Origin of the sequence: Pseudomonas sp. PB106 (assembly GCF_009764645.1) — a bacterium.
GTDB lineage: Bacteria > Pseudomonadota > Gammaproteobacteria > Pseudomonadales > Pseudomonadaceae > Aquipseudomonas.
Window position 1 is genome coordinate 22,930 of record NZ_RWIM01000079.1, and the last position, 26,174, is coordinate 49,103.

At 59.6% G+C, this 26,174-nt stretch carries 24 protein-coding genes; all 24 read left to right on the top strand.

What is annotated here, in order from left to right:
• Nucleotides 1–27: 27 nt before the first annotated feature.
• The 24 genes from EJA71_RS10630 (at nucleotide 28) to fliJ (ending at nucleotide 26,118) form a co-directional block, all read left to right on the top strand.
• Entirely contained in the window at nucleotides 28–762 is a 735-nt protein-coding gene (locus tag EJA71_RS10630) for a cephalosporin hydroxylase family protein (RefSeq protein WP_158956648.1), read from the top strand.
• 55 nt (nucleotides 763–817) lie between these two features.
• Nucleotides 818–3,733 (top strand): TIGR00180 family glycosyltransferase, encoded by a 2,916-nt coding sequence (locus EJA71_RS10635; protein ID WP_158956650.1) that lies wholly within the window; start codon nucleotides 818–820, stop codon nucleotides 3,731–3,733.
• A gap of 23 nt (nucleotides 3,734–3,756) precedes the next feature.
• Nucleotides 3,757–4,758, top strand: coding sequence for a UDP-N-acetylglucosamine 4,6-dehydratase (inverting) (gene pseB / locus EJA71_RS10640; protein WP_158956652.1), 1,002 nt, complete (start codon nucleotides 3,757–3,759; stop codon nucleotides 4,756–4,758).
• On the top strand, nucleotides 4,755–5,918 hold the full coding sequence (gene pseC, locus EJA71_RS10645; RefSeq protein WP_158956654.1) for a UDP-4-amino-4,6-dideoxy-N-acetyl-beta-L-altrosamine transaminase: 1,164 nt from the start codon (nucleotides 4,755–4,757) through the stop codon (nucleotides 5,916–5,918). The genes pseB and pseC overlap by 4 nt, the downstream gene beginning before the upstream one ends.
• A 6-nt stretch (nucleotides 5,919–5,924) precedes the next feature.
• Nucleotides 5,925–6,620: a pseudaminic acid cytidylyltransferase gene (gene pseF / locus EJA71_RS10650; protein WP_158956657.1), complete on the top strand. Its 696-nt coding sequence runs from the start codon at nucleotides 5,925–5,927 to the stop codon at nucleotides 6,618–6,620.
• Nucleotides 6,617–8,122 (top strand): UDP-2,4-diacetamido-2,4,6-trideoxy-beta-L-altropyranose hydrolase, encoded by a 1,506-nt coding sequence (gene pseG / locus EJA71_RS10655; RefSeq protein WP_158956659.1) that lies wholly within the window; start codon nucleotides 6,617–6,619, stop codon nucleotides 8,120–8,122. Before pseF ends, pseG begins: the two co-directional genes overlap by 4 nt.
• A complete protein-coding gene (pseI, locus tag EJA71_RS10660) occupies nucleotides 8,115–9,167 on the top strand; it encodes a pseudaminic acid synthase (protein ID WP_158956661.1) in 1,053 nt (350 codons plus the stop codon). The genes pseG and pseI overlap by 8 nt, the downstream gene beginning before the upstream one ends.
• Before the next feature lie 226 nt (nucleotides 9,168–9,393).
• Complete coding sequence (locus tag EJA71_RS10665) at nucleotides 9,394–10,320, top strand: ketoacyl-ACP synthase III (protein WP_064119546.1); 927 nt, start codon at nucleotides 9,394–9,396, stop codon at nucleotides 10,318–10,320.
• An 87-nt stretch (nucleotides 10,321–10,407) separates the two neighbouring features.
• Nucleotides 10,408–11,697, top strand: coding sequence for a motility associated factor glycosyltransferase family protein (locus EJA71_RS10670; RefSeq protein ID WP_158956663.1), 1,290 nt, complete (start codon nucleotides 10,408–10,410; stop codon nucleotides 11,695–11,697).
• On the top strand, nucleotides 11,694–11,960 hold the full coding sequence (locus EJA71_RS10675; protein WP_158956665.1) for a hypothetical protein: 267 nt from the start codon (nucleotides 11,694–11,696) through the stop codon (nucleotides 11,958–11,960). The genes EJA71_RS10670 and EJA71_RS10675 overlap by 4 nt, the downstream gene beginning before the upstream one ends.
• Nucleotides 11,961–12,203: 243 nt before the next feature.
• Entirely contained in the window at nucleotides 12,204–13,055 is an 852-nt protein-coding gene (locus EJA71_RS10680; RefSeq protein ID WP_064390851.1) for a flagellin domain-containing protein, read from the top strand.
• Between the two features lie 73 nt (nucleotides 13,056–13,128).
• Complete coding sequence (locus EJA71_RS10685) at nucleotides 13,129–13,485, top strand: flagellar protein FlaG (RefSeq protein ID WP_158956667.1); 357 nt, start codon at nucleotides 13,129–13,131, stop codon at nucleotides 13,483–13,485.
• A gap of 82 nt (nucleotides 13,486–13,567) precedes the next feature.
• Nucleotides 13,568–15,028 (top strand): flagellar filament capping protein FliD, encoded by a 1,461-nt coding sequence (gene fliD / locus EJA71_RS10690; protein ID WP_158956669.1) that lies wholly within the window; start codon nucleotides 13,568–13,570, stop codon nucleotides 15,026–15,028.
• A 129-nt stretch (nucleotides 15,029–15,157) separates the two neighbouring features.
• Nucleotides 15,158–15,553, top strand: coding sequence for a flagellar export chaperone FliS (gene fliS / locus EJA71_RS10695; protein ID WP_158956671.1), 396 nt, complete (start codon nucleotides 15,158–15,160; stop codon nucleotides 15,551–15,553).
• 10 nt (nucleotides 15,554–15,563) lie between these two features.
• Nucleotides 15,564–15,860, top strand: coding sequence for a flagellar protein FliT (locus EJA71_RS10700; protein WP_158956673.1), 297 nt, complete (start codon nucleotides 15,564–15,566; stop codon nucleotides 15,858–15,860).
• A 173-nt stretch (nucleotides 15,861–16,033) separates the two neighbouring features.
• Nucleotides 16,034–17,509: a sigma-54 dependent transcriptional regulator gene (locus EJA71_RS10705; RefSeq protein ID WP_158956675.1), complete on the top strand. Its 1,476-nt coding sequence runs from the start codon at nucleotides 16,034–16,036 to the stop codon at nucleotides 17,507–17,509.
• 128 nt (nucleotides 17,510–17,637) lie between these two features.
• Entirely contained in the window at nucleotides 17,638–18,831 is a 1,194-nt protein-coding gene (locus EJA71_RS10710) for a PAS domain-containing sensor histidine kinase (protein WP_178113676.1), read from the top strand.
• A 5-nt stretch (nucleotides 18,832–18,836) separates the two neighbouring features.
• Nucleotides 18,837–20,228, top strand: coding sequence for a sigma-54 dependent transcriptional regulator (locus tag EJA71_RS10715; protein WP_158956679.1), 1,392 nt, complete (start codon nucleotides 18,837–18,839; stop codon nucleotides 20,226–20,228).
• 127 nt (nucleotides 20,229–20,355) lie between these two features.
• Nucleotides 20,356–20,685 (top strand): flagellar hook-basal body complex protein FliE, encoded by a 330-nt coding sequence (gene fliE, locus EJA71_RS10720; RefSeq protein WP_064390858.1) that lies wholly within the window; start codon nucleotides 20,356–20,358, stop codon nucleotides 20,683–20,685.
• Between the two features lie 15 nt (nucleotides 20,686–20,700).
• On the top strand, nucleotides 20,701–22,488 hold the full coding sequence (fliF, locus tag EJA71_RS10725) for a flagellar basal-body MS-ring/collar protein FliF (protein ID WP_158956681.1): 1,788 nt from the start codon (nucleotides 20,701–20,703) through the stop codon (nucleotides 22,486–22,488).
• The gene (gene fliG, locus EJA71_RS10730; RefSeq protein ID WP_039761172.1) at nucleotides 22,481–23,500 is read left to right on the top strand and encodes a flagellar motor switch protein FliG; all 1,020 of its coding nucleotides are present in this window, start codon (nucleotides 22,481–22,483) and stop codon (nucleotides 23,498–23,500) included. The genes fliF and fliG overlap by 8 nt, the downstream gene beginning before the upstream one ends.
• A gap of 4 nt (nucleotides 23,501–23,504) precedes the next feature.
• Nucleotides 23,505–24,311 carry a flagellar assembly protein FliH gene (fliH, locus tag EJA71_RS10735; RefSeq protein WP_158956683.1) on the top strand — a complete coding sequence of 269 codons (807 nt, stop codon included), beginning with the start codon at nucleotides 23,505–23,507 and terminating at the stop codon, nucleotides 24,309–24,311.
• Nucleotides 24,301–25,659 (top strand): flagellar protein export ATPase FliI, encoded by a 1,359-nt coding sequence (gene fliI / locus EJA71_RS10740; RefSeq protein ID WP_158956685.1) that lies wholly within the window; start codon nucleotides 24,301–24,303, stop codon nucleotides 25,657–25,659. Before fliH ends, fliI begins: the two co-directional genes overlap by 11 nt.
• A gap of 6 nt (nucleotides 25,660–25,665) precedes the next feature.
• The gene (gene fliJ / locus EJA71_RS10745; protein WP_122593398.1) at nucleotides 25,666–26,118 is read left to right on the top strand and encodes a flagellar export protein FliJ; all 453 of its coding nucleotides are present in this window, start codon (nucleotides 25,666–25,668) and stop codon (nucleotides 26,116–26,118) included.
• Nucleotides 26,119–26,174: the final 56 nt, after the last annotated feature.

Below are 26,174 nucleotides of genomic sequence, written 5' to 3' on the forward strand. Positions count from 1 at the left end.
CAAATGACTTTTCAGTGAGACCGGACAATGAGCGATAACGTAATCAAAGCCTTCGAGGCGGAGTGCCAGGCCGAAGTGATTGCCCAAGGCCAGGACAAGGACTTGAAGGCGCTGGCCCAAGAGTTCTACAACCAGTCGGCCAAGCACAAATACACCTACCACTTCTCGTGGATGGGCCGTCCGATCATTCAATTGCCGCAAGACATGATGGCGATGCAGGAGCTGATCTGGCGCATAAAGCCGGACCTGGTGATCGAATGCGGTATCGCCCACGGCGGTTCGATCATTTACTACGCCTCGCTGCTGGAACTGCAGGGCCACGGTGAAGTGCTGGGCATCGATCGTGACATTCGTGCGCACAACCGCGAGGCCATCGAAAGCCATCCGATGATCAAGCGCATCAGCATGATCGAAGGCTCGAGCCTCGATCTGGCAGTGGTCGAGCAGGTGCGTCAGGCGGCTGCCGGCAAGAAAGTCATCGTGGTGCTCGATTCCAACCACACCCATGACCACGTCCTCGAAGAACTGCGTCTCTACGCACCACTGGTTTCGCAGGACAGCTACTGCATCGTCATGGACACCGTGGTTGAAGACATGCCGGCCGATGCGTTTCCGGATCGTCCATGGGGGCCAGGTGACAACCCGAAAACTGCCGTTTGGGCGTTCCTGAAAGAAAACCGTGATTTCGAGATCGATCAAGCGATGCAAGACAAGCTGCTGATCACCGTTGCGTCGGACGGCTATCTGCGTCGGATTCGTTAATCAGTTCCATCATCAAAGCGTTTTTCAGGCGGTGTCGCCGGTCGTGGGAGAAGTTATGCAAGGCAAGTCTGTTTCTGAACAAAAGCTGCCATTGAACGAGTTGCTGACGGTGGTGCTGATCACCCACAACCGCCCGGCGTTTCTGCGTCGTGCGCTGCAGTACTACAGCAGCCTGCCTTGCAAGGTTCTGGTACTGGACTCGTCTCCCGAGCGTCCGGAAGGTGATTTTTCGGCCGTCGACTATCAGCATCTGCCGCAATTCGCCTACTGGGGCATGCAGGCCAAGCTGACCTACGGCGTTGCGCAACTGACCACGCCCTACATGGTGTTCGCTGCCGACGACGACTTTATCCTGCACGAGTCGCTGGCCGAATCGGTGAACTTCCTGGAGGCGAACCGCGACTACGGTTTGTGCCATGGCTATTGCCTGATGTACCTGGCGCTGGCCGGCAGCGTCAGTTACTACCGCCGCGACAAAAAAATCTGCGAAGACTATGCATCGGAGCGCGCCCAGGATCGGGTTCTCGACTTCATGCACCAGTACGTGCCGCCGTTCTATGGTGTATGCCGTACCTCGATCATTCAGGACTGGTACGCGGCATTGCCGGCGGGCACCAGTTTCGAATGGCAGGAAATCGGCCATACCTATTATCTACTGGCGAATTCCAAGGCGCGCATCCTGCCGATCCCTTATGTCGTGCGCGAGATCAACGTCGGTTTCTCCGACCACAACACCGAGGTGTATCACGCCCTGTCCTATGTCGATGCCAAATCGGTAGCGGAGCGTGAAGCCTTCGCTGAATTCCTTGCCTCGCTGCCGACCGGTATCAACGATCTCGATCAGGCGCAGCGCAAGGCGTTTGCCCTGGAAAGCTTCGCGGCCATGACCGACAGCCTGGTCACCGGGCGGGCATTGACGGCCGAGCTGATTTTCGAATCGCACTGGAACCACTTGACCAAGGCGCCGGAGCGCAAATTCGGGCCACGGCAATATGTCGAAATGCCGTTCTACAACCAGCGTTTTTTTGATTTGTTGACTCAGTTTGAGTTTCTCCTGCATGCGATGCCGGCTGGTCGTATTCAACTGGAAAAACTTGAGGGCATATGGACCCGGCAGGAGTACCTGTTGCAGCCGCGCAATAACGATACGACGGAGAGCGTCGTCGACCGTTTGTGGCAGGCCCATGACAGCAACGTATTCAACCGTCGTGTGGTCAAGCGTCTGGCCGAGCAACTGCAAGTGCTCGACGAGGAGGATCAGGCGCAGGAAATGGCTGAGTGGGCGAAGCGTCTAGAGGCCGTATCAAACGTCGATCACTACCCGGTCTTCAACAAGATGCGCTCAGGTCGCTTGCTTGACTGGATGGCAGCCCGCAAGCCGGACGCCGAACAGGCTGCAGCGATTGCCGCGCATCTGGCGGCGAACGATGGCGGGCCACAATTCGGTATTTTCCTGCTGGATCTGGACGACAACGTTGAGAAGCTGCAAGTGACGCTCGACAGCCTCGTCGAAGGGGCCAGCAAGGCCTTCAAAATCGTGGTCTTCACCACGGGTGAACCACAGACGGCGACCACCGCGCAGAACACCTTGCACTTCGTCCGGGTCACACCGGGCAATCTGGTCGATAAACTCAACCAGAGTGCCGCGCAATCTCCATGCGACTGGTTGCTGCTGGCCAGCGTGGGCGATGAATTCACTGCCGGTGGTCTGTTGCGCGCCGGGCTTGAGTTGATGTCGGCCACGGGTCTTCGCGCGGTGGCCACCGATGAAATCCAGCGTACTGAAGACGGCGCGCTGGTGGATGTGTTCCGCCCCGGCTTCAACCTTGATTTGCTGCAAAGCGCTCCAGCACTGATGGCGCGCCACTGGCTGATTCGACGCGACGTGTTCCTCGAGGCGGGCGGTTATCAGGCCGATTTCAGCAAGGCGCTGGAATTTGACCTGTTGCTGCGCCTGATTGAGCAGGGTGGTCTCGACGGCCTGGCACATCTCGACGAGCCGCTGCTGATCACCCAGGCCGCTGCGCTGCAAGAGAATGCTCATGAGCGCCTGGCGCTGCTGCGTCATTTGGGTAATCGCGGCTACAAGGCCAAGGTCACTTCGTCGCTGCCAGGCACCTGGCAGGTCGATTATCGTCATACCGAACTCCCAATGGTGTCGATCATTGTGCCGGCCAGTGATGATTTGTCGGCGTTGCGCCGTTGCGTGGAGGGCGTGCTGCTCAGGACCCGCTACAGCCGCTATGAAGTCTTGGTGGCAGCCAACCCGAATCAGTCGGCGGCGGTCAACGACTGGCTCGGCCAGTTGCGCAATCCGAGAGTCAATGTCTTGCGTGCCGGTGAGACGCTCGGTGAAGTGGCGTTGTATAACGCTGCCAGCGAACAGGCACGGGGTGAGTACCTGGTGCTGCTGGCTGGCGACAGCGAAGTCGTCAACCCGAACTGGATCGACTCGTTGCTCAACCAGGCCCAACGTCCGGAAGTGGGCATCGTCGGCGCCAAATTGGTCGACCGCGATGGCAAGATTTCCCAGGCCGGGTTGATCCTCGGCTTGAACGGCGGTGTCGGTTCACCCTTCATTGGCGAGAAACACAATGCCGAGGGTTATATGCAGCGTTTGGCCGTCGAGCAGAATTACTCGGCCGTGTCGAAGGTCTGCCTGATGGTGCGCAAGGAGCTGTTCAACGCTCTCGGCGGTTTGGACGAAGTGACGTTTGCTGATGGTTTCAGCGATGTCGATCTATGCCTCAAGGCTGGTCAGAACGGTTTCCTCACTGTCTGGACTCCGTCGGTGCAGGTGCTGCACACCGATGAGTTGCCAAAGGCTCCTGAAGCACTGGCGGCACTGCGTGAGAAATGGAGTGATGCGTTCGCGCAGGATCCGGCTTACAACGCCAACCTGGCCCTGACCGGCAAAGGGTTTACCTTGGGCGAAAACAGCTCGATCAATTGGGCACAGTTGCTCGCCTAAGCGTGCCGGACAGGAATCAAGCTATGTTCAACGGTAAATCGATTTTCATCTCCGGCGGCACCGGCTCGTTCGGGCGCATGTTCATCGCGCGCCTGCTCGAGCAGTACCAGCCCAAGCGCGTGGTGGTTTTCTCCCGCGATGAGCTGAAACAGTACGAAATGCAGCAGACGTTCAACGCGCCGTGCATGCGCTACTTCATCGGAGACGTGCGCGACGCCGACCGTCTGCGCCAAGCCATGCGCGGCATCGACTACGTCGTGCATGCCGCGGCGTTGAAGCAAGTGCCGGCGGCGGAATACAACCCGACCGAATGCATCCGCACCAACGTCAATGGCGCGGAGAACATCATCGCCGCCGCCATCGACAATGGCGTGAAAAAGGTCGTGGCGCTGTCCACCGACAAAGCCGCCAGCCCGATCAATCTGTACGGTGCGACCAAGTTGCTCTCGGACAAGTTGTTCGTCGCTGCCAACAACATTGCCGGCGAGCAGGAAACCCGTTTTGCCGTGGTGCGCTACGGCAATGTCGCCGGCTCGCGCGGTTCCGTGGTGCCGTTTTTCAGCCAGCTGATCGCCGACGGCGCTACGGAGTTGCCGATCACCGACGAGCGCATGACCCGCTTCTGGATCACCCTCGATCACGGCGTGCAGTTCGTGCTCGACAGCTTCGCGCGCATGCACGGCGGTGAAGTGTTCGTGCCGAAGATCCCGTCGATCCGCATCGTCGATCTGGCGCGCGGCATGGCCGAACATCTGCCGCACAAGAATGTTGGCATTCGTCCGGGCGAAAAACTCCATGAGTTGATGGTGCCGCTGGACGATGCGCGGATGACCCTCGAATTCGAAGATCACTACACCATCCAGCCGTCGATTCGCTTTACCAGCGTCGATGTCGATTTTGCCGTCGACAAAGTCGGTGAGCGGGGGCGTGCGGTCGGCGAAGATTTCGAATATCGCTCCGACACCAATCCTCATTTCCTCTCGGTCGGGCAGATCGCCGACCTGCACGCGAAGCTCTCGGTATGATTCCGTACGGTCGGCAAAGCCTCGATCAGGCAGACATCGACGCGGTCGTCGAAGTCCTGCAGTCGGACTGGCTGACCCAAGGGCCAAGCATCGAGCGTTTTGAGCAGGCGATGGCCGAGCGTTGCCAGGCCGATTTTGCGGTTGCGGTGTGCAATGCCACAGCGGCGCTGCACATTGCCTGTCTAGCGGCGGGGCTCGGGCCGGGTGATCGTTTGTGGACGACGCCCAACACCTTTCTCGCCTCGGCCAACTGTGGACGTTATTGCGGCGCTGACGTCGATTTCGTCGACATCGATCCGCTGACCTGGAACCTCGATGCGTTCGCCCTCGAAGCCAGGCTTGATCAGGCCGAGCAGGCCGGCACCTTGCCGAAAGTGCTGGTGGCGGTGGCGTTCTCCGGGCAGAGCTGTGACATGCGCAAGATTGCCGAACTGGCCGAGCGCTACAACTTCACGGTGATCGAAGATGCTTCTCATGCGGTCGGTGCGTCCTATGCAGGGCGTCCGGTCGGTTGCGGAGAATTCGCGGCGATGACGGTGTTCAGTTTTCACCCGGTGAAGATCATCACCAGCGCCGAAGGTGGCATGGTGCTGACCAATCGCCCGCAACTGGCCGAGCGCCTGCTGCGCCTGCGCAGCCACGGCATGACCCGCGATCCGCAGCAGATGACCGAGCCCAGCCACGGCCCGTGGTACTACCAACAGATCGAGCTGGGCTTCAATTACCGCATCACCGATCTGCAAGCCGCGTTGGGTTTGTCGCAACTGGGCAAACTCGACGGCTTCATCGCCCGGCGCCGCGAACTGGCGGCGCGTTACGATCGCCTGCTGACTTACTTGCCAGTCACGCTACCGAGCCTTCAGCCAGAGGCAGAATCTGCCTGGCATCTTTACGTCATTCGCTTGCAGACCGAGCGCATCAGCCTCACCCATCGTCAGGTGTTCGAAGGCTTGCGTGCCGCCGGCGTCGGCGTGAATCTGCACTATATTCCCGTGCACTTGCAGCCGTACTATCGCGACCTGGGTTTTGCCGAGGGCGATTTCCCTGAAGCCGAGCGTTATTACGCCGAGGCGATCAGCCTGCCGTTGTTTCCGTTGTTGAGCGATGAGCAGCAGGATTACGTGGTCGAGCAATTGCGTCGGCTGGTTCTTGAGGAGTAATCAAGTGTGAGCTGTGTTGCAATCATCCCCGCCCGTGGCGGCAGCAAACGCATCCCGCGCAAGAATCTTTTGCCGTTCGATGGCGTGCCGATGATTGTTCGTTCGATCCGCACGGTGCTGGATTCAGGTTTGTTCGATCAAGTCGTGGTCAGCACCGACGACGCCGAAACTGCTGAAGTCGCACTGGCGCACGGCGCACAGGTGCCGTTCATGCGTCCGGCGGCGCTGGCCGATGATTTCACCGGCACCGCAGCGGTGATCGAGCATGCCTTGCAGCAACTGTCAGCCTTCGATTACGCCTGCTGTGTGTACGCCACGGCGCCGCTGTTGCAGGTACGCTATCTGCGCGAAGGCTTCGAGTTACTGGAGCGGCATTCGGACAAGTCGTTCGCCTTCTCAGTCTGTGATTTCGGCTTTCCGGTGCAGCGAGCGCTGACGCTGGACGGGCAGGGTGCCTTGACCGCGTTGTATCCGGAATTTCGCAACACCCGTTCCCAGGATCTGCCGGAGGCGTTTCAAGACGCCGGCCAGTTTTACTGGGGGCGCAGCGAGGCGTGGTTGCGCGGCGAAGTGTTGTATTCGCCAGCCAGCCTGCCGGTGATTCTGCCCCGGCATCTGGTTCAGGACATCGACACGCCGCAGGACTGGAAGCGCGCCGAATACCTTTATGCCGCGCTCAAGGCCAGCGGAGAACTGCAATGAGAGTGCTGATTCGCGCCGACGCCTCGCCGACCATCGGCAGCGGCCACATTGCCCGTTGCCTGACTCTGGCGCGGGTGCTGCTCGCGCAGGGCAGTCATGTCGCGTTCGCTTGCCGGCGGTTGCAAGGGCATCGTCTGGACGCATTGAATGCCGAGGGTTTTGAAACGTTCGCGTTGCCTGAGCGCTACGCCTATGAAGATCCACTGCAAGCCATCGAATCGATGCTGCCGTGGCAGGCCGACATCGACGCGCTAGGCTCGCAGCTTGAAGGTCAGGCCGAGTTTGACTGGATCATCGTCGATCACTACGGCCTCGATCATCACTGGCAAACCGCGGCACGGCGCTGGGCGCATCGCATCGCGGCGGTGGATGATCTGGCCACCCGGCGTTACAGCGTCGATCTACTGCTCAATCAGAACCTGTCCGGTCTCAGCGAAAACTATGCGCCGTTGTTGCCCGAGGGCTGCCGCACGTTGCTCGGCCCACGCTTCGCCATGCTGCGCGAAGAATTCGATTGCCCGCCGATCGAGATCAAACCGCAGGCGCGACGCGTGCTGGTGAACTTCGGCGGGTTCGATGCGGCGATGCAAACCCATCACGCGATGCTCGCCCTGGCGGATTTCACCGAACTGCAAGTGGACTTCGTCGCGGGCGCCGACAATCCGGCGTGGACGCAGATGCAGGCACTGGCCGAGACGCGACCGAACTGGCGCCTGCACAGTTTTGTCAGCGATTTCCATCAGCGCATGACGGAAGCTGATCTGTTTATCGGCGCCGGCGGCGGCACCAGTTGGGAGCGCGCGGCGCTGGGCTTGCCGACGATCTGCATTGCGGTGTCGAACAACCAACAGAATAACGGTGAAGTGATGGCAGCGGCGGGGGCACATGTGTTCATGGGCGCTCGCGAGCAAGTGAGTGTCGAGCAACTGCGCGATGCCATTGGCTTTGTCACCGACAATTATTACCTGCGTCAGAGCCTGGCTGAGCGCTCGCGGCAATTGGTCGACGGGCGCGGCGCCTTGCGTGTGGCCGCCGCATTGTCCGGTGCGGTGCTGACGATCCGGCCTGCCACGCAAGAGGATGCGCAACTGTTGTTCGATGGCCGCAATGCTGAGCCAGTGCGACGCTGGTCGCTGGCAAACGCGGAAATCGACTGGCCGCAGCACCTCAACTGGCTGACCGCCAGTCTGCGCAACCCGCAGCGCTTGCTGCTGATTGCCGAGGCCGATGACGGCCCGGTGGGTGTTCTGCGTTACGACCTGCGCGGATTTGATGCCGAAGTGTCGATCTATCTGCTTGAGGGCCGTTTCGGCCTGGGCTGGGGCAAGTCGCTGCTGGCGCGGAGCGAAGCGTTCGTCACCCGCCACTGGCCGCAAGTGACGGCGCTGACTGCTCAGGTATCGCCGGCCAATCGGCCCTCATTGAATGTGTTTCGTGATGCCGGGTTTACTCAGAGTGCCTGTGCGTTCACCCGTGTTTTGAAGGATCACCCCCATGACTAGTTTCAAGATCGGCGACCGTTTGATCGGCGCCGACGCGCCGCCTTTCATCATTGCCGAGATGAGCGGTAACCATAACCAGTCGCTGGACGTGGCCCTGCAAATTGTCGAGGCAGCGGCCAAGGCCGGGGCGCATGCCCTGAAACTGCAAACCTACACCGCCGAAACCATGACCCTGGACTTGGCTGAAGGCGAATTCTTCATCAAGGATCCGGGCAGTCTGTGGGCCGGTTCTTCGCTTTATGAACTGTACGAAGAGGCCCATACACCGTGGGAATGGCATGCGCCTATTTTCGCTCGGGCCAAGGAACTGGGCATGCTCGCGTTCTCCACGCCGTTCGATGACAGCGCCGTGGATTTTCTCGAAAGCCTCAATGTGCCGGCCTACAAGATCGCCAGTTTCGAGAACACCGATCTGCCATTGATCCGTCGTGTGGCTGCCACCGGCAAGCCGCTGATTATCTCCACCGGCATGGCCAGCATCGCCGAGCTGGATGAAACCGTGCGCGCTGCACGTGAGGCGGGGTGCAAGGATCTGGTGCTGCTCAAATGCACCAGCACCTACCCGGCCACGCCACTCAACAGCAATGTGCGCACGATCCCGCATCTGCGTGAGTTGTTCGGTTGCGAAGTGGGGCTATCGGATCACTCGATGGGCGTTGGTGTGTCGGTAGCGGCGGTAGCGCTCGGTGCGACGGTGGTGGAAAAACACTTCACCCTCGACCGCTCAGCAGGTGGCGTCGATGCCAGTTTCTCGCTGGAGCCAGCGGAAATGGCCAGCCTGGTGTTGGAAACCGAGCGCGCCTGGCAGGCCCTTGGCAAGGTGCAATACGGCGCAACCGAAGCCGAGCTCAAATCGGTGGTGTATCGCCGTTCGCTCTACGTCACCGCCGACATGGCCGCTGGTGAGGCCTTTTCCCGGGACAATCTGCGCGCCATTCGTCCCGGCCTCGGTTTGCCGCCCAAGCACACCGACGCTGTTCTCGGCCGCCGCGCGCGCACGCCGATCAAACGCGGCACGCCGCTGGACTGGTCGTTGGTCGAATAAGCCGATCTGCACCGATTCGGCAAAATAGCGTGACCTGTGAGTCATAACGCGCATCTTCACTGTATTGTATTGATCGGGGAGATGGCGCCTGGCTCGTTTTCGATTCCAGTGATAGCCCTTTGCGCTCCCCGTGGCTGCCCGTTGTGGCGGCCGTTTTCTGTTTGTCGGCGCCCCTCGAAATCCTTGCGAGCGGTGGTCTTGGGCTGTTTTTTATTGGGAAGCCGTAATGATTGGCATAAAAAGCATTGCGAGCTACGTTCCTGTAGCCGGCGTGGACAATTACGCACAAGGTGCAAAATTCGAGAAGGATGAAGAATTCATCCTTGGCAAGATCGGCTCGGCATTCCTGCCGCGCAAAGACGCTGAGCAAGAAACTTCCGATCTGTGCGTGGAAGCGGCCAATGCGCTGTTTGCCAGCAATCCGGATCTGAAGCGTGAATCGATTGACGCGCTGATCGTCGTCACCCAGAACGGTGACGAAGAGGGCCTGCCACATACCGCCGCGATCGTGCAGGACAAACTCGGCCTGCCAACCAACGTCGCCGCGTTCGATATTTCCCTGGGCTGCTCCGGTTACGTCTACGGCATCTACGCGATCAAGGGTTTCATGGAAGCCGCCGGCCTGAAGAACGGCCTGCTGATCACCGCTGACCCGTATTCGAAAATCGTTGATCCGGAAGATCGCAACACCACCATGCTGTTCGGCGATGCCGCCACGGCCACCTGGATGGGCGAAGATCCGAGCTGGGCGTTGGGCAAAGCCAAGTTCGGCACCGACGGTTCCGGCGCACCGCATTTGAAAGTCACCGATGGCGTGTTCTTCATGAACGGTCGTCAGGTGTTCAACTTTGCTTTGCTCAAAGTCCCCGCGCACTTGCACGAGCTGCTGGATGATTCCGGCCTCAAGGCTGATGACATCGATGCGTTCTGCATTCACCAAGGCAGCGCGGCAATCGTTGATGCCGTGGCGCGGCGCTTCGAAGGCGAGCCGGAGAAGTTCATCAAGGACATGGTCGAGACCGGCAACACCGTGTCGTCGAGCATTCCGTTGCTGCTGGAAAAACACGTACTCGATTCCGATTGGCAGCGTATTGCGCTGAGCGGTTTTGGTGTCGGTCTGTCGTGGGGCTCGGCGATCATCTATCGCCCTTGAGCTGAAGCAAAAACGGCGGATACAAAAAAAGCGTTCAAGGTTAACCTTGAACGCTATTTTTTTGCCTGAACGGGAGCGCGAGGCGCCATGAGCGAGTTTTTTCAAGCCAATGCCGAAGTGTTGCAACGGCGCTGGCCGGCGCTGTTCGAGCGATTGATGGCTGAAGACAGTGCGGCCATTCAGGCCGAGCTGGTGCAAGGCCTGGGCTCTACGCTGAGTGTTAACGGCATCCAGCTCACCAGCCGCCACGATCGCCTCCACGAAGCGCAGGTTCAGGCGGCGAGCCTGCCCGACAAAGCGCAATTACACGTTTATGGCACTGGCCTCGGCGATCTGCCCGGTGTCCTGCTTGAGCGCGAAGGACTGCAGCGTTTGTACGTGCACATCCTCAACGGCGCGCTGTTCGCGTTGGTGCTGCAGTTGCTCGATCAGCGGCAGTGGCTGGAAGATCCGCGTGTCGAGTTGTTCTACGCCGGCGATCACTCGGACATGTTTACGCCGTTTTTCGCCTTGCCGGCCGAGATGCTGCTGGCCGATGACTTCAATGCGAAGATCCGTGATCGGTTGGTCAATGAAGTCCATTTGAGTTTCAACAATCGCGAATTCGATGCGCAGTCGCCGTTCATTCAGCAGCGTTTGCAGGAGTGCTTGCCAGTGCTGTTGGGCGATGACGATGTCGCGCAGTTGTTCGGCAGCTGTACTGATCGCGAAGTCTATGTGATCGGCACCGGCCCGACCCTTGAAGGGCACTTTGAGCGACTGGCAGCAGCGCGGGCTCAGGCGCAGCGCCCGTTGTTCATCTGTGTCGACACCGCGTATCGACCGTTGCTTGAACACGGTATCAAGCCCGATCTGGTGGTCACCATCGATCAGCGCATCAGCTTCAGGCACCTGCCGTTCGAAGAGTCCGATGGCATCGCCCTGGTGTATCTGCCCATGAGTGATCCTGAAGTTCTGCGCGCCTGGAAGGGCAAGCGCTACGGTGGTTACTCGGCCAGTCCGATCTATGCCGGCTTGCGTGAGCAGCATCCGCGCGCGCTGTTGCATGTCGGCGGCAGCGTGATTCATCCGGCGGTCGATTTGGCGGTGAAAATGGGCGCGTCGCGCGTCACGCTGTTTGGCGCCGATTTTGCTTTTCCAATGAACAAGACTCACGCGGGCTGGGGCGACGGTGATCTGGGGCCCGGCGTGAGTCAGGCGCGGCACTGGGTACGCGACGGCAATGGCCAGCGGGTCAGTACGCAACTGAATTTTCGGGGTTACCTGTGTGTGCTGGAGCGCTACATCGCCGCGCATCCGCACGTGCAGTTCTTCAACAGTAGCAGGGCAGGCGCGTTGATCGCCGGGACGCAATTCAATCAGGAGTTTGTGCAATGACGGCGATTGATACCTGCATCGACGAATGCCGTCACTGCGCCGGCCTGTTTCGCTTGGGCCGTGATGTCGAGGCGGCGCTTAGCATGGTCGAGGTCTTCGAGGGTGCGCAGCAGGTGTTGGTGTTGGCGCCGGCGGATACACAACAGGTATGGGCGCAGATCCTCACGCACATGCTCGACTGTCAGGAGCGTCAGGACTGGTTGGGACTGGCTGATGACATGGAGTACGAGTTGGTTGAGTTGCTGCAAAGCGTGCCGGCCTGAAGATGGGCGGCAGCACTGGCCCGCAGGTTTTCGCCGTGGTCGGTTTTATGACGTCATTTTTTCGTGGGTGAGGGGCGGCTAAACCCTTGTTTTCACGGGGGTGGCCGGTTGATGGCAAAATTTTTTCAAAAAGCCCTCAAGCAACCTGATTACCCGACGATAACTATTACGAAGGTTCTCTAGGCCATACCCGGCGGTTGCCAGGGCCGGAAGCCGCAGTACCCAACCAACGAGGAATTCGTCATGGCTTTAACAGTAAACACCAACACCACATCGTTGAACGTTCAGAAAAACCTGAACCGCGCTTCCGACGCCCTGTCGACTTCGATGCAGCGCCTGTCTTCCGGCCTGAAAATCAACAGCGCTAAAGACGACGCCGCTGGCCTGCAGATCTCCACTCGTATGCAATCGCAAATCCGCGGTGGCAACCAGGCTATCCAGAACGCCAACGACGGTATCTCCGTTGCTCAGACCGCTGAAGGCGCTCTGCAAGCTACTACCGACATTCTGCAGCGTATGCGTGAACTGGCTGTTAAAGCACGTACCGGCACCAACGGCACTGCTGACCAGAAAGCGACCAACAAAGAATTCGCCGACATGTCGGACGAAATCACCCGTATCGCCGCTTCCACCAACCTGAACGGCAAAAACCTGCTGGACGGTTCGGCTGGTACTGTGACTCTGCAAGTTGGCGCAAACACCGGTACTGCTAACCACATCGACCTGGTACTGAGCTCCAAGTTCGACGCCGTCAACCTGTCCGTGGACAAAGGTACTCTGGCTCTGACCGGTACTGACGCTGCTACCGCTGGTAGCAACATCGACAACGCTATCACTGCAATCGACGCTGCTATCGCTGCGATCGGTGATACCCGTGCCAGCCTGGGTGCTTCGCAAAACCGTCTGACCAGCACCATCTCCAACCTGCAGAACATCGTTGAGAACACCACCGCTGCACAGGGTCGTGTACAAGACACCGACTTCGCCGCAGAAACTGCTAACCTGACCAAGCAGCAAACTCTGCAGCAGGCTTCGACCTCCGTTCTGGCTCAAGCCAACCAACTGCCTTCCGCTGTACTGAAGCTGCTTCAGTAATTTCGGAACAAGTTTGGGCGGGAGGGTGCGCTGGTCGCGCTCTCTCGCCTTTTTACGTTAGGAGGTGATGAGCATGGACATGAGCGTCAAGCTTAACCAGTCTTATCCGGCTCCCAAGCCAGTCACGCCGGTTGCTGACAAACCGTCAGAGACGCCCAAGGTTGCCAAGACTGAAGCGCCGGTCGCTGCCAAGAGTCAGGATTCGGACGACGCCAAGTTGAAACTGGCGGTGCAAGAGATCGAAAAGTTTGTCCAGTCGATCAAACGCAATCTGGAGTTCTCCATCGACGAGCATTCCGGCAAGGTCATCGTCAAGGTGATCGCAAGCGAGACGGGTGAGGTCGTTCGACAGATTCCCTCCGCAGAAGCCCTCAAGCTGGCAGACAGCCTGGCCAACGCGAGCCACGTGTTGTTCGACGCCAAAGTCTGATAGCTGGCATGAATAATGTTTGTCCGTTCTCAGGACGCGTGTAACGGTCAAAAGAATGGCAACAATCTGAAGGGAGATGCACATGGCAAGTCCAATTCTACCGGGTTCCGGACTGGGTTCCGGCCTGGACATCGGTGCGATCGTCACTGCACTGGTCGATGCCGACAAGGCACCGAAGCAGACGCAGATCGACACCGCGACCAAAGCCAACACGCTGAAAATTTCCGGCATCGGTTCGTTGAAGAGTGCGCTGACTGCGTTCCAGACGGCGATGACCAATCTGAGCAGCAAGACCAATCCTGCATTTGCCGGTTTCACCGCGACTTCCAGCAATACGAACCTGAGCGCCACCGCCGACAGTTCCGCGGTTTCGGGCAGTTACAATGTTGTTGTAACGCAGTTGGCTACCGGCTCGAAAATCGCCAGTGCCTCCTTCGCCGGCGGCGCCTCCAGTGCCATTCCGAGTGGTACCCTGAAAATCAGTCAGAATGGCACTGATTACAATGTCGACATTCCTGCCAATTCCACTTTGCAGACTACCCGGGACGCCATCAACAAGGCTCAGGGCGCCAACGGTATCTCCGCCAACATTGTGACCGACGCTTCCGGTGCTTCGCGCCTGGTGATCAGTTCGAACAAGACCGGCGAAGGTTCTGACCTTAGCGTCAGCGGCATTGCCGGTCTGGAGATTGATGGCACAAAATCTCTGGGCAGTAGTCCTGCGGCTGGTGCTGCGGGCGCCGTCAACGGCGTTGCGCAAAACGCCAAAATCTCCATCGACGGCCTTGAGGTTAGCAGCAAGAGCAACACGGTGACCGGCGCAATCAGTGGCCTGACCCTGAATTTGACCACGGTGAGCTCTGTCTCGGGTGGCGTTGCGACGCCGACTGTTGTCGGCGTGGATGCCAACACCAAAGGGTTGCAAACATCGATTCAGGCTTTCGTCGATGCTTACAACACCTTGAAAACCACCATCGATACGCTGTCCAAAGCCACCCCGGATGCGGATGGCAAGCTGACCGTGCAAGCGGCATTCACCGGTGACGCGATGCCACGCTCGCTGATTGCCGATGTACGTGCCGAGTTGACCAACACGGGGGCAGGTGGTCCGTTGGCCGTGCTGTCGCAGTTGGGCGTAATGACCGACCGCAACACCGGTAACCTGACGTTTGATACCAGCGCTTTCACCAAAACCATGGCCCAGCCAGGCATGACCGGTCAGGTTCAGCAGTTGTTCACCGGTACCGACGACACTAACGGTCTGTTGGCGCGCATGAGCAAAGCAGTGGACCCGTATCTCAAGCCAGCTGCAGGTGATATTACCGGCACGGGTTTGCTTGATCAGCGCATGGCTATTCTGACCAAGAACACCAAAAACCTGACCGAGCAGCAACTGGCGCTGGACTTGCGTGTTGCCAACCTGACCAAGACGTTGACTGCAAAATACAACGCCATGGACTTGCTGGTAGGGCAAATGAAAGCGACGGCGAGCAGCATTACCTCGTTCTTCACCTCGCTGAACGCTCAGCAGTCCGCGAAGTAACAGGCAGGCACGACAAAAACCCGGCTACGCTTTATCGGCGTGTGCCGGGTTTTTGTCTTTTCATCTAAAGTTCTCTGATTCGTTGGCGATACACTGGTTATACGAGTCATTGTGGCAATGAGGTAGAACATGAATCCGATGTTAGCCCTTCGGCAATACCAGAAAGTCGGCGCGCATGCACAGACGTCCGAAGCGAGCCCGCACCGTCTGGTGCAAATGTTGATGGAAGGTGGTCTGGGGCGTATCGCCGAGGCCAAGGGCGCCATTGAGCGCAAGGATATTGCTGCCAAATGCACGGCTATCAGCAAAGCCGTTGGCATCATTGGTGGATTGTGTGAAGGCCTGGATCTGGAAAACAGCGCCGATGCGGTAGGGGAGCTCAATCAGCTCTACATCTACATGATGAAGCGACTCGCCGAGGCCAACGTCAAAAGTGATCCGAAGATTCTCGACGAAGTTGCCGGTCTCCTGCGCACCGTAAAGGAAGGCTGGGACGGTATTGCTCCACCAGGTCCACAGTTCTAAGGAGAGCGCCATGAGTCTTGTATTGCAGCGAATCGCCGATACCCGTGAAGCGTTGGTTACTGCGCTGGCCGAACGCAATTGGGAAGCCATTGGCGAGCTGGATCTGGCTTGCCGTTCCTGCATGGAAGACGTCATGGCTGAGGCTTCGCTGGACGAGGTCGCGTTGCGCGACAATCTCGAGGAGCTGCTGCACGTCTACAAGGACCTTCTCGAGGTGGCCATGGGAGAGCGGCAAGCGATAGCCAACGAGATGTCGCAGATCACCCAAGCGCAAAAGGCAGCAAAGGTTTACCATCTGTTTGGTTAATTAACCCGCAGTTAATCCAGACATGTGCGCCATAAATTTGACTGTGCACGGTTTTTTGACTTAACTAGTGGCTGATTTCAGATTTCAGGCGTCTACAGGCACATGGTGTCCTGCAAGCGTCTCGCTTGCCCCAATTTTTCGGGCATTGAGTTGACTAGGGAAGTTGCTATTGCATGTGGCGTGAAACCAAAATTCTGCTGATCGATGACGATAGCGTCCGCCGCCGCGACCTGGCGGTGATCTTAAATTTTCTTGGCGAAGAAAATTTACCCTGCGGCAGCCATGACTGGCAGCAGGCAGTCGGCTCTTTGTCGTCTAGTCGTGAGGTCATTTGCGTACTGATCGGGACCGTTAATGCTCCTGGCGCGCTTTTGGGCTTGTTAAAGACACTCTCGACCTGGGATGAGTTCCTTCCGGTTTTGCTGATGGGCGATAATTCTTCCGTCGACTTGCCTGAAGACCAGCGCCGCCGCGTGCTTTCGACCCTCGAAATGCCGCCTAGCTACAGCAAACTGCTCGACTCCCTGCACCGTGCCCAGGTCTATCGCGAGATGTACGACCAGGCCCGCGAGCGCGGCCGTCATCGCGAGCCCAATCTGTTCCGTAGCCTCGTCGGCACCAGCCGGGCGATCCAGCACGTGCGCCAGATGATGCAGCAGGTCGCCGACACCGACGCCAGCGTGCTGATCCTCGGCGAGTCCGGGACCGGCAAGGAAGTGGTTGCGCGTAACCTGCATTACCATTCCAAACGCCGCGATGCGCCGTTTGTGCCGGTCAACTGCGGGGCTATCCCGGCAGAACTGCTCGAAAGCGAATTGTTTGGCCACGAGAAGGGCGCCTTCACCGGCGCGATCACCAGCCGTGCCGGCCGTTTCGAACTGGCCAACGGCGGTACACTGTTTCTCGACGAAATCGGCGACATGCCGCTGCCGATGCAGGTCAAACTGCTGCGCGTCCTGCAGGAACGCACTTTCGAGCGTGTGGGCAGCAACAAGACCCAGAGCGTCGACGTGCGCATCATCGCCGCGACCCACAAGAATCTCGAAAGCATGATCGAGATCGGCACTTTCCGCGAAGACCTCTACTATCGCCTGAACGTGTTCCCGATCGAGATGGCGCCACTGCGTGAGCGTGTTGAAGACATCCCGTTGCTGATGAACGAACTGATCTCGCGCATGGAGCACGAGAAGCGCGGTTCGATCCGCTTCAACTCCGCCGCGATCATGTCGCTGTGCCGCCATGGCTGGCCGGGCAACGTCCGCGAGCTGGCCAACCTGGTCGAGCGCATGGCGATCATGCATCCGTACGGGGTGATCGGCGTGGTCGAGCTGCCGAAGAAATTCCGCTACGTCGACGACGAAGACGAGCAAATGGTCGACAGCCTGCGCAGCGACCTCGAAGAGCGCGTGGCCATCAACGGCCATACGCCTGACTTCGCCGCCAATGCCATGCTGCCGCCGGAAGGTCTCGATCTGAAGGACTACCTCGGTGGTCTGGAGCAGGGCTTGATCCAGCAGGCGCTGGACGACGCCAATGGCATCGTGGCGCGTGCGGCTGAACGCCTGCGCATTCGTCGTACCACGCTGGTGGAGAAGATGCGCAAGTACGGCATGAGCCGTCGCGACGGTGATGAACAGGCGGATGATTGACGCCTGTTTTTCAACTGCTTCATTTATAAGCAGTTTTTTTTAGGCACGGGTATTGCTACATCCCTCGCAACGTTCCGTTTAACTGACGGTCAGCCACGCGAGAAAGCACAATGCCCCAAGCCGCCCAGATGTCTTCTGCCTCCAGTCCCGAGGGGCAGCCGTCCTCCGTTGAACAGGCAAGCCGACAGGGTCTTGAGCAGGCTTTCGAGCTGTTCAATCAAATGTCCAGCCAGTTGACTGATTCCTACAGCATGCTTGAAGCGCGGGTCACCGAGCTCAAGGGTGAGCTGGCGGTGGTCAGTGCCCAGCGCATGCAGGAACTGGCGGAAAAAGAACGCCTGGCCAACCGTCTGCAAAACCTCCTTGATCTGTTGCCCGGTGGCGTCATCGTGATTGACGGTCACGGCATGGTGCGCGAAGCCAATCCCGCCGCCATTGAGCTGCTTGGCTTGCCACTGGAAGGCGAGCTGTGGCGCCAAGTCATTGCGCGTTGCTTCGCCCCGCGCGAAGACGACGGTCACGAAATCTCCCTGAAAAACGGTCGGCGCCTGTCGATCGCGACCCGTTCGCTGGACGCTGAGCCAGGCCAGTTGGTGCTGCTCAACGACCTGACAGAAACCCGTCATCTGCAAGATCAATTGGCGCGCCATGAACGCCTGTCATCGCTGGGGCGCATGGTTGCCTCACTGGCCCATCAAATTCGCACGCCACTCTCCGCCGCGTTGCTCTACGCCAGTCATTTGACTGAGCAGGAATTGCCAGTCGCCACGCAGCAGCGTTTCGCCGGGCGCCTGAAAGAGCGCCTGCATGAGCTGGAACACCAGGTGCGCGACATGCTGATATTCGCGCGCGGTGAGTTGCCGCTGACCGATCGCCTCACGCCCAATGCCTTGATGCAAGCGCTGCAAGCTGCGGCGCTGACGCATGTGCAGGATCTGCCCATTCGCTGGCAGTGCGACAGCCATGCCGGTGAGTTGCTGTGCAATCGCGACACCCTGGTCGGCGCGCTGTTGAATTTGATTGAAAACGCGATTCAAGCCAGCGCCGGTGATGTGCGGCTGAAAGTGCACTGCTACACCCGCGACAACGCCTTGCGCATCAGTGTCAGCGACAGTGGCAGCGGCATCGAGCCCGCTGTTCTGGCGCGGCTCGGCGAACCATTTTTCACCACCAAAGTGACTGGCACTGGCCTCGGCCTGACCGTGGTCAAAGCGGTGGCGCGGGCGCATCAGGGAGAATTGCAGCTGCGCTCGCGAGTCGGGCGTGGCACGTGCGCGCAGGTCAGCCTGCCGCTGTTTTCCGCTGTACAGGGAGCTGAGTGACAGACATGGGCATCAAGGTTTTGCTGGTCGAGGATGACCGCTCATTGCGCGAAGCGCTGGCCGACACACTGCTGTTGGCCGGGCATGATTACCACGCGGTCGGTTGCGCTGAAGAAGCGTTGACGGCGGTGGCGCGAGAGGCGTTCAGTCTGGTGGTCAGCGACGTCAACATGCCCGGCATGGATGGCCATCAACTGCTTGCATTGTTACGGGCCCGCCAGCCGCAATTACCGGTGTTGCTGATGACCGCCCATGGCGCCGTCGAACGCGCGGTCGATGCGATGCGTCAGGGCGCGGCGGATTATCTGGTCAAGCCGTTCGAGCCCAAAGCGCTGCTCGATCTGGTCGCACGCCATGCCTTGGGCAATCTTGGCGCGAGCGAAAGCGAAGGCCCGATTGCAGTCGAACCGGCGAGCGCCCAACTGCTTGAGCTGGCCGCGCGCGTCGCACGAAGCGATTCCACCGTGCTGATCTCCGGCGAGTCCGGCACCGGTAAAGAAGTGTTGGCGCGCTACATCCACCAGCAATCCCATCGCGCCAATCAACCGTTCATTGCGATCAACTGCGCCGCGATCCCGGACAACATGCTTGAAGCAACATTGTTCGGGCACGAGAAGGGTTCCTTTACCGGGGCCATCGCCGCGCAGGCCGGCAAGTTCGAACAGGCCGACGGCGGCACTCTTCTGCTCGACGAAATTTCCGAAATGCCCCTCGGCCTGCAAGCCAAGCTGCTGCGCGTGTTGCAAGAGCGTGAAGTCGAGCGCGTTGGGGCGCGCAAACCGATCAGCCTCGATATCCGGGTGGTCGCGACAACCAACCGCGACCTGGCGGGCGAAGTGGCGGCGGGGCGTTTCCGTGAGGATCTGTTCTACCGTCTGTCGGTTTTCCCCTTGGCTTGGCGTCCACTTCGCGAGCGCACTGCCGATATCCTGCCGCTGGCCGAAAGGCTGTTGGCGAAACACGTCAATAAAATGAAGCATGCCGCCGCGAAACTTTCGCCTGAGGCGCAAGCGTGCCTGACCGCCTACCCGTGGCCAGGCAACGTGCGAGAGCTGGATAACGCGATTCAACGCGCACTGATTTTGCAGCAGGGCGGTTTGATCCAGCCGCAGGATTTCTGTCTCGCTTGTGCCGTGACGTTCGCCGCATTGCCAGTCGCAACGCCTGCGCCGGTGGCAGTTCGTGAAGTGGAAATTGAGGTGGATTCGTCCGGCGCACTGGGCGATGACCTGCGCCGCCGGGAGTTTCAGATGATCATCGACACCCTGCGCACCGAGCGCGGTCGCCGCAAAGAAGCGGCAGAAAAGCTTGGCATCAGCCCGCGAACCCTGCGCTACAAACTGGCGCAAATGCGCGATGCGGGGATGGACGTCGAAGGCTATCTGTTCGCCACTTGATCCGTGGCGCAATGCTTTGAAAACGCTTTTATGAAGGGGTGTCCATGAGCTGGCACCCTTGTTGCTAATACCTGTGTACCCGCCGAGTGAGTGTCAAAAAATTGCGGGCCGCCCAAGAGAGTAGACCATGAGCCAAGGTATTGAATTTAATCGGTTGATGATGGACATGCAGGCCATGAAAGTGGATGCCATGTCTGCGCCGAAATCGACGACCGCTGTCCCTGAGCTGGGAGGCAGCAGCTTTTCCGACATGCTCGGTCAGGCGATCAACAAGGTCAGCGATACCCAGACGGCATCGACTCAATTGGCCAACGCCTTTGAAGTGGGCAAAAGCGGCGTCGATCTGACGGACGTGATGATCGCTTCGCAAAAAGCCAGCGTGTCGTTCCAGGCTCTGACCCAGGTGCGCAACAAACTGGTTCAGGCTTATCAAGACATCATGCAGATGCCGGTTTAAGGACGAGATTGAGTCATGGCAGAAGCAGTCGCCGATAACGTTCCGGCCAAGGCCACCCCGATAGACGGCAAACCGCCGTTGTTCGGCCTGTCCTTCCTGGAAAACCTCTCCGAGATGACCATGCTGCGTCAGGTGGGCCTGTTGGTCGGCCTGGCTGCGAGCGTGGCGATTGGCTTTGCCGTGGTGCTGTGGTCGCAGCAGCCGGATTACCGTCCGTTGTACGGCAGCCTTGCCGGCATGGACGCCAAGCAGGTCATGGATACCCTGGCCTCCGCCGACATCCCTTACACCGTCGAACCGAATTCTGGCGCCTTGCTGGTCAAGGCCGATGATCTGTCGCGCGCGCGCCTCAAGCTCGCAGCCGCTGGTGTCACTCCCAGCGATGGCAACATCGGTTTTGAAATCCTCGACAAGGAACAGGGTCTGGGCACCAGCCAGTTCATGGAAGCGACCCGTTATCGTCGCGGCCTCGAAGGTGAACTGGCGCGGACCATTTCCAGCCTGAACAACGTCAAGGGTGCCCGCGTGCACCTGGCGATTCCGAAGAGTTCGGTGTTCGTCCGTGACGAGCGCAAGCCAAGCGCTTCGGTGCTGGTTGAGCTGTACAGCGGTCGTTCGCTGGAGCCGGGTCAGGTCGTTGCGATCATCAATCTGGTGGCGACTTCCGTTCCCGAGTTGAGCAAGTCGCAGATCACCGTCGTCGACCAGAAGGGCAACCTGCTCTCTGATCAGGCGGAAAACTCCGAAATGACCATGGCCGGCAAGCAGTTCGATTACAGCCGCCGCATGGAAAGCATGCTCACTCAGCGTGTACACAACATTCTGCAACCGGTACTGGGCAACGATCGCTACAAGGCTGAAGTCTCGGCCGATGTCGATTTCAGTGCTGTCGAATCGACTGCCGAGCAGTTCAACCCGGATCAACCGGCGTTGCGCAGCGAGCAGTCGGTCAACGAACAACGCACCGCCAGCAATGGCCCGCAAGGTGTGCCGGGTGCCCTGAGCAACCAGCCACCGGCGCCGGCTTCTGCGCCGCAAACCACCGGCGGCGCTGCGGCACCGGCCAGCATGGTGCAACCCGGTCAGCCATTGGTTGACGCCAACGGTCAGCAGATCATGGACCCTGCCACCGGCCAGCCAATGCTCGCGCCGTACCCGGCAGACAAGCGTCAACAATCCACCAAGAACTTCGAGCTCGACCGTTCGATCAGCCACACCAAGCAGCAGCAGGGTCGCCTGAATCGTCTGTCGGTGTCGGTTGTTGTCGACGATCAGGTCAAGGTCAACGCGGCCAACGGTGAAACCACCCGTGCGCCGTGGAGCGCCGACGAATTGGCGCGCTTCACTCGTCTGGTGCAGGACGCCGTCGGTTTCGACGCCAGCCGTGGCGACAGTGTCAGCGTGATCAACATGCCGTTCTCCGCCGAGCGCGGTGAAGTGATTGCCGATATTCCGTTCTACTCCCAGCCATGGTTCTGGGACATCGTCAAACAAGTGCTGGGTGTGTTGTTCATCCTGGTGCTGGTGTTTGGTGTACTGCGTCCGGTGCTCAACAACATCACCGGCGGCGGCAAAGGCAAGGAGCTGGCCGGTCTTGGCAGCGACGTGGAACTCGGCGGGATGGGCGGCCTGGACGGCGAACTTTCCAACGACCGCGTGAGCCTCGGTGGTCCGCAGAGCATTCTGTTGCCGAGCCCGAGCGAGGGTTATGACGCGCAACTGAATGCAATCAAGAGCCTTGTGGCCGAGGATCCGGGTCGTGTGGCTCAGGTCGTGAAAGAGTGGATTAACGCAGATGAGTGATAACCGAGCCGCAGCCGTCAAACTGACCAAGGTCGACAAAGCCGCGATTCTGCTGCTGTCCCTGGGTTCGACCGATGCTGCACAAGTGTTGCGCCACATGGGCCCGAAAGAGGTTCAGCGCGTCGGCGTGGCCATGGCGCAGATGGGCAACGTCCATCGCGAACAGGTCGAGCAGGTCATGAGCGAGTTCGTCGACATCGTCGGCGACCAGACCAGCCTCGGCGTCGGTTCCGATGACTACGTGCGCAAAATGCTCACCCAGGCCCTGGGTGAAGACAAGGCCAACGGCCTGATCGACCGCATCCTGCTCGGTGGCAACACCAGTGGCCTCGACAGCCTGAAATGGATGGAGCCGCGTGCCGTTGCCGACGTGATCCGTTACGAACACCCGCAGATTCAAGCGATCGTGGTCGCGTACCTCGACCCGGATCAGGCCGGTGAAGTGCTCGGCAACTTCGACCACAAGGTGCGTCTGGACATCATCCTGCGCGTCTCGTCGTTGAACACCGTGCAGCCAGCGGCATTGAAAGAGCTGAACCAGATTCTCGAGAAGCAGTTCTCCGGCAACTCGAACGCCTCGCGCACCACCTTGGGTGGCATCAAGCGTGCGGCGGACATCATGAACTTCCTCGACAGCTCGATCGAAGGCCAGCTCATGGACTCGATCCGCGAAGTCGACGAAGACCTGTCCGGTCAGATCGAAGACCTCATGTTCGTGTTCAACAACCTCGCCGATGTCGACGACCGTGGCATTCAGGCGTTGCTGCGCGAAGTGTCTTCCGATGTGCTGGTGCTGGCCCTCAAGGGTTCGGACGAAGGCGTCAAAGAGAAGATCTTCAAGAACATGTCCAAGCGTGCTGCCGAACTGTTGCGCGACGACCTCGAGGCCAAAGGCCCGGTGCGCGTCAGCGACGTCGAAACTGCACAGAAAGAAATCCTCACCATTGCCCGTCGTATGGCCGAAGCCGGCGAGATCGTCCTCGGTGGCAAAGGTGGCGAGGAAATGATCTAAGCCCATGGACAAGCACGACGACGATGTGACGGATCTGATCCGCGCCCGCGATGTCCGTGGTTTCGAATCCTGGGCCATGCCCAGCTTCGACCCGCCGAAGCCGGAACCCGAGCCTGAGCCAGAGCCCGAACCGCCGGAAATGGAAGAAGTGCCGCTGGAAGAAGTCCAGCCACTGACTCTGGAAGAACTCGAAAGCATCCGTCAGGAGGCTTACAACGAGGGCTTCGGCATCGGCGAAAAAGAAGGTTTTCACAGCGCCACGCTCAAGGTGCGTCAGGAAGCCGAGGTCGCGCTGAGCGCCAAACTCGCCAGCCTTGAGCAACTGATGGTGAACCTATTCGAGCCCATCGCCGAGCAAGACACACACATCGAAAAATCGTTGGTCGACCTCGTGCAACACATCACCAAACAGGTGATCAAGCGCGAACTGGCCATCGATTCCAGCCAGATCGAACACGTCATGCGCGACGCCCTCAAGCTGTTGCCGCTGGGCGTCGACAACGTGCGTCTGTATGTCAATCCGCAAGACTTCGAGCAAGCCAAAGCCCTGCGCGAGCGTCATGAAGAAACCTGGCGCATCGTCGAAGATGAGTCGCTGTTGCCGGGTGGCTGTCGGGTCGAAACCGAGCACAGCCGCATTGATGCGAGCATCGAAACCCGCGTCACTCAGGTCATGGCCAAACTGTTCGATCAGTTGCATGAACAGGCTTTGCACCCGGCTGAAGCGGATCTGACTCTGGATATTCCGGAAGACGTAAAACCGGCGGCCACGCCTGAAGAGCCGCTCGCGGACGACCCCGATGCGCCTTGAACGCACCAGTTTCGCCAAGCGCCTGAGCACTTACGCTGAGGCGACGGAAATTGCCGGCGCGCCGATTCTCGAAGGTCGCCTGCTGCGCATGGTCGGCCTCACCCTCGAAGCCGAAGGCCTGCGCGCCGCCATGGGCACGCGTTGCCTGGTGATCAACGACGACAGCTATCACCCCTCGCAGGTGGAAGCGGAAGTCATGGGGTTTTCCGGCAGCAAAGTCTTTCTGATGCCGGTCGGCAGTGTCGCCGGTATCGCCCCGGGCGCCCGCGTGGTGCCACTCGCCGATACCGGGCGTTTGCCGATGGGCATGAGCATGCTCGGGCGCGTGCTCGACGGCGCCGGTCGTGCGCTGGATGGCAAGGGCGGCATGAAAGCCGAAGACTGGGTGCCGATGGACGGCCCGACGATCAACCCACTCAACCGTGACCCGATCAGCGTGCCGCTGGACGTTGGCATCCGTTGCATCAACGGTTTGCTGACGGTCGGCCGTGGCCAGCGTCTGGGCCTGTTTGCCGGTACCGGTGTCGGTAAATCCGTATTGCTGGGCATGATGACGCGCTTCACCGAGGCCGACATTATCGTCGTCGGCCTGATCGGTGAGCGGGGTCGAGAAGTCAAGGAGTTCATCGAGCACAGCCTCGGTGAAGAAGGCCTCAAGCGTTCTGTAGTGGTTGCCTCGCCGGCCGACGATGCACCGTTGATGCGTCTGCGTGCCGCGATGTATTGCACGCGCATCGCCGAGTATTTCCGCGACAAGGGCAAGAACGTCCTGTTGCTGATGGATTCGCTGACCCGTTTCGCTCAGGCTCAGCGGGAAATCGCCCTAGCCATCGGCGAGCCGCCGGCGACCAAGGGTTATCCGCCATCGGTGTTCGCCAAGCTGCCGAAACTGGTGGAACGCGCCGGTAATGCGGAGAAGGGCGGGGGTTCGATTACCGCGTTTTATACCGTGTTGTCCGAGGGCGACGATCAGCAGGATCCGATTGCCGACTCGGCGCGAGGCGTACTCGACGGCCACATCGTGCTGTCCCGGCGTCTGGCCGAGGAAGGGCACTATCCGGCCATCGACATCGAAGCGTCGATCAGCCGGGTGATGCCGGCAGTGGTTTCGCCTGAGCACATGCAGCGCGCGCAGTATTTCAAGCAGCTGTGGTCGCGCTATCAGCAGAGTCGCGACCTGATCAGCGTCGGTGCCTACGTTGCCGGTGGCGATCGCGAAACCGACCTGGCGATCTCCCTGCAGCCGCAATTGGTTCGCTACCAGCGGCAGGGGCTCAACGACAAAATCACCATGGGCGAAAGCCAGGCTTACCTCGAAACCCTGTTCGCCCCAGCGGCGGGCGGCTAACCGGTCATGGCTGCCGTCAGTCGTGCCGCGCGCCTGGCGCCGGTGGTGGACATGGCCGAACAGGCCGAGAAAGCCGCCGTGCAACGCTTGGGTTACTTTCAGGGCCAGGTGAAGGTTGCTGAAAGCAAACTTGCCGACCTCAATGCCTTTCGTCTGGATTACTCCGAGCAATGGATCGTGCGGGGCGCCACCGGCGTGACCGGCCAATGGTTGCTCGGTTTTCAGGGCTTTCTGGCGCAGCTCGACACCGCCGTCGATCAGCAGCGGCAAAGCCTGAACTGGCACCAGAACAAACTCGACAAGGCCCGCGAGGAATGGCAGCAAGCGTTCGCCAAGGTCGAAGGGCTCCGCAAACTGGTGCAGCGCTATCGCGAAGAGGCGCAACGCCTCGAAGACAAGCGCGAGCAGAAGTTGCTCGACGAACTGTCGCAGCGTTTGCCGCGACAGAATCCGTTTTAAACCAAGATCAAAAGATCGCAGCCTCCGGCAGCTCCTACAGGGGATCAGAGTAGGAG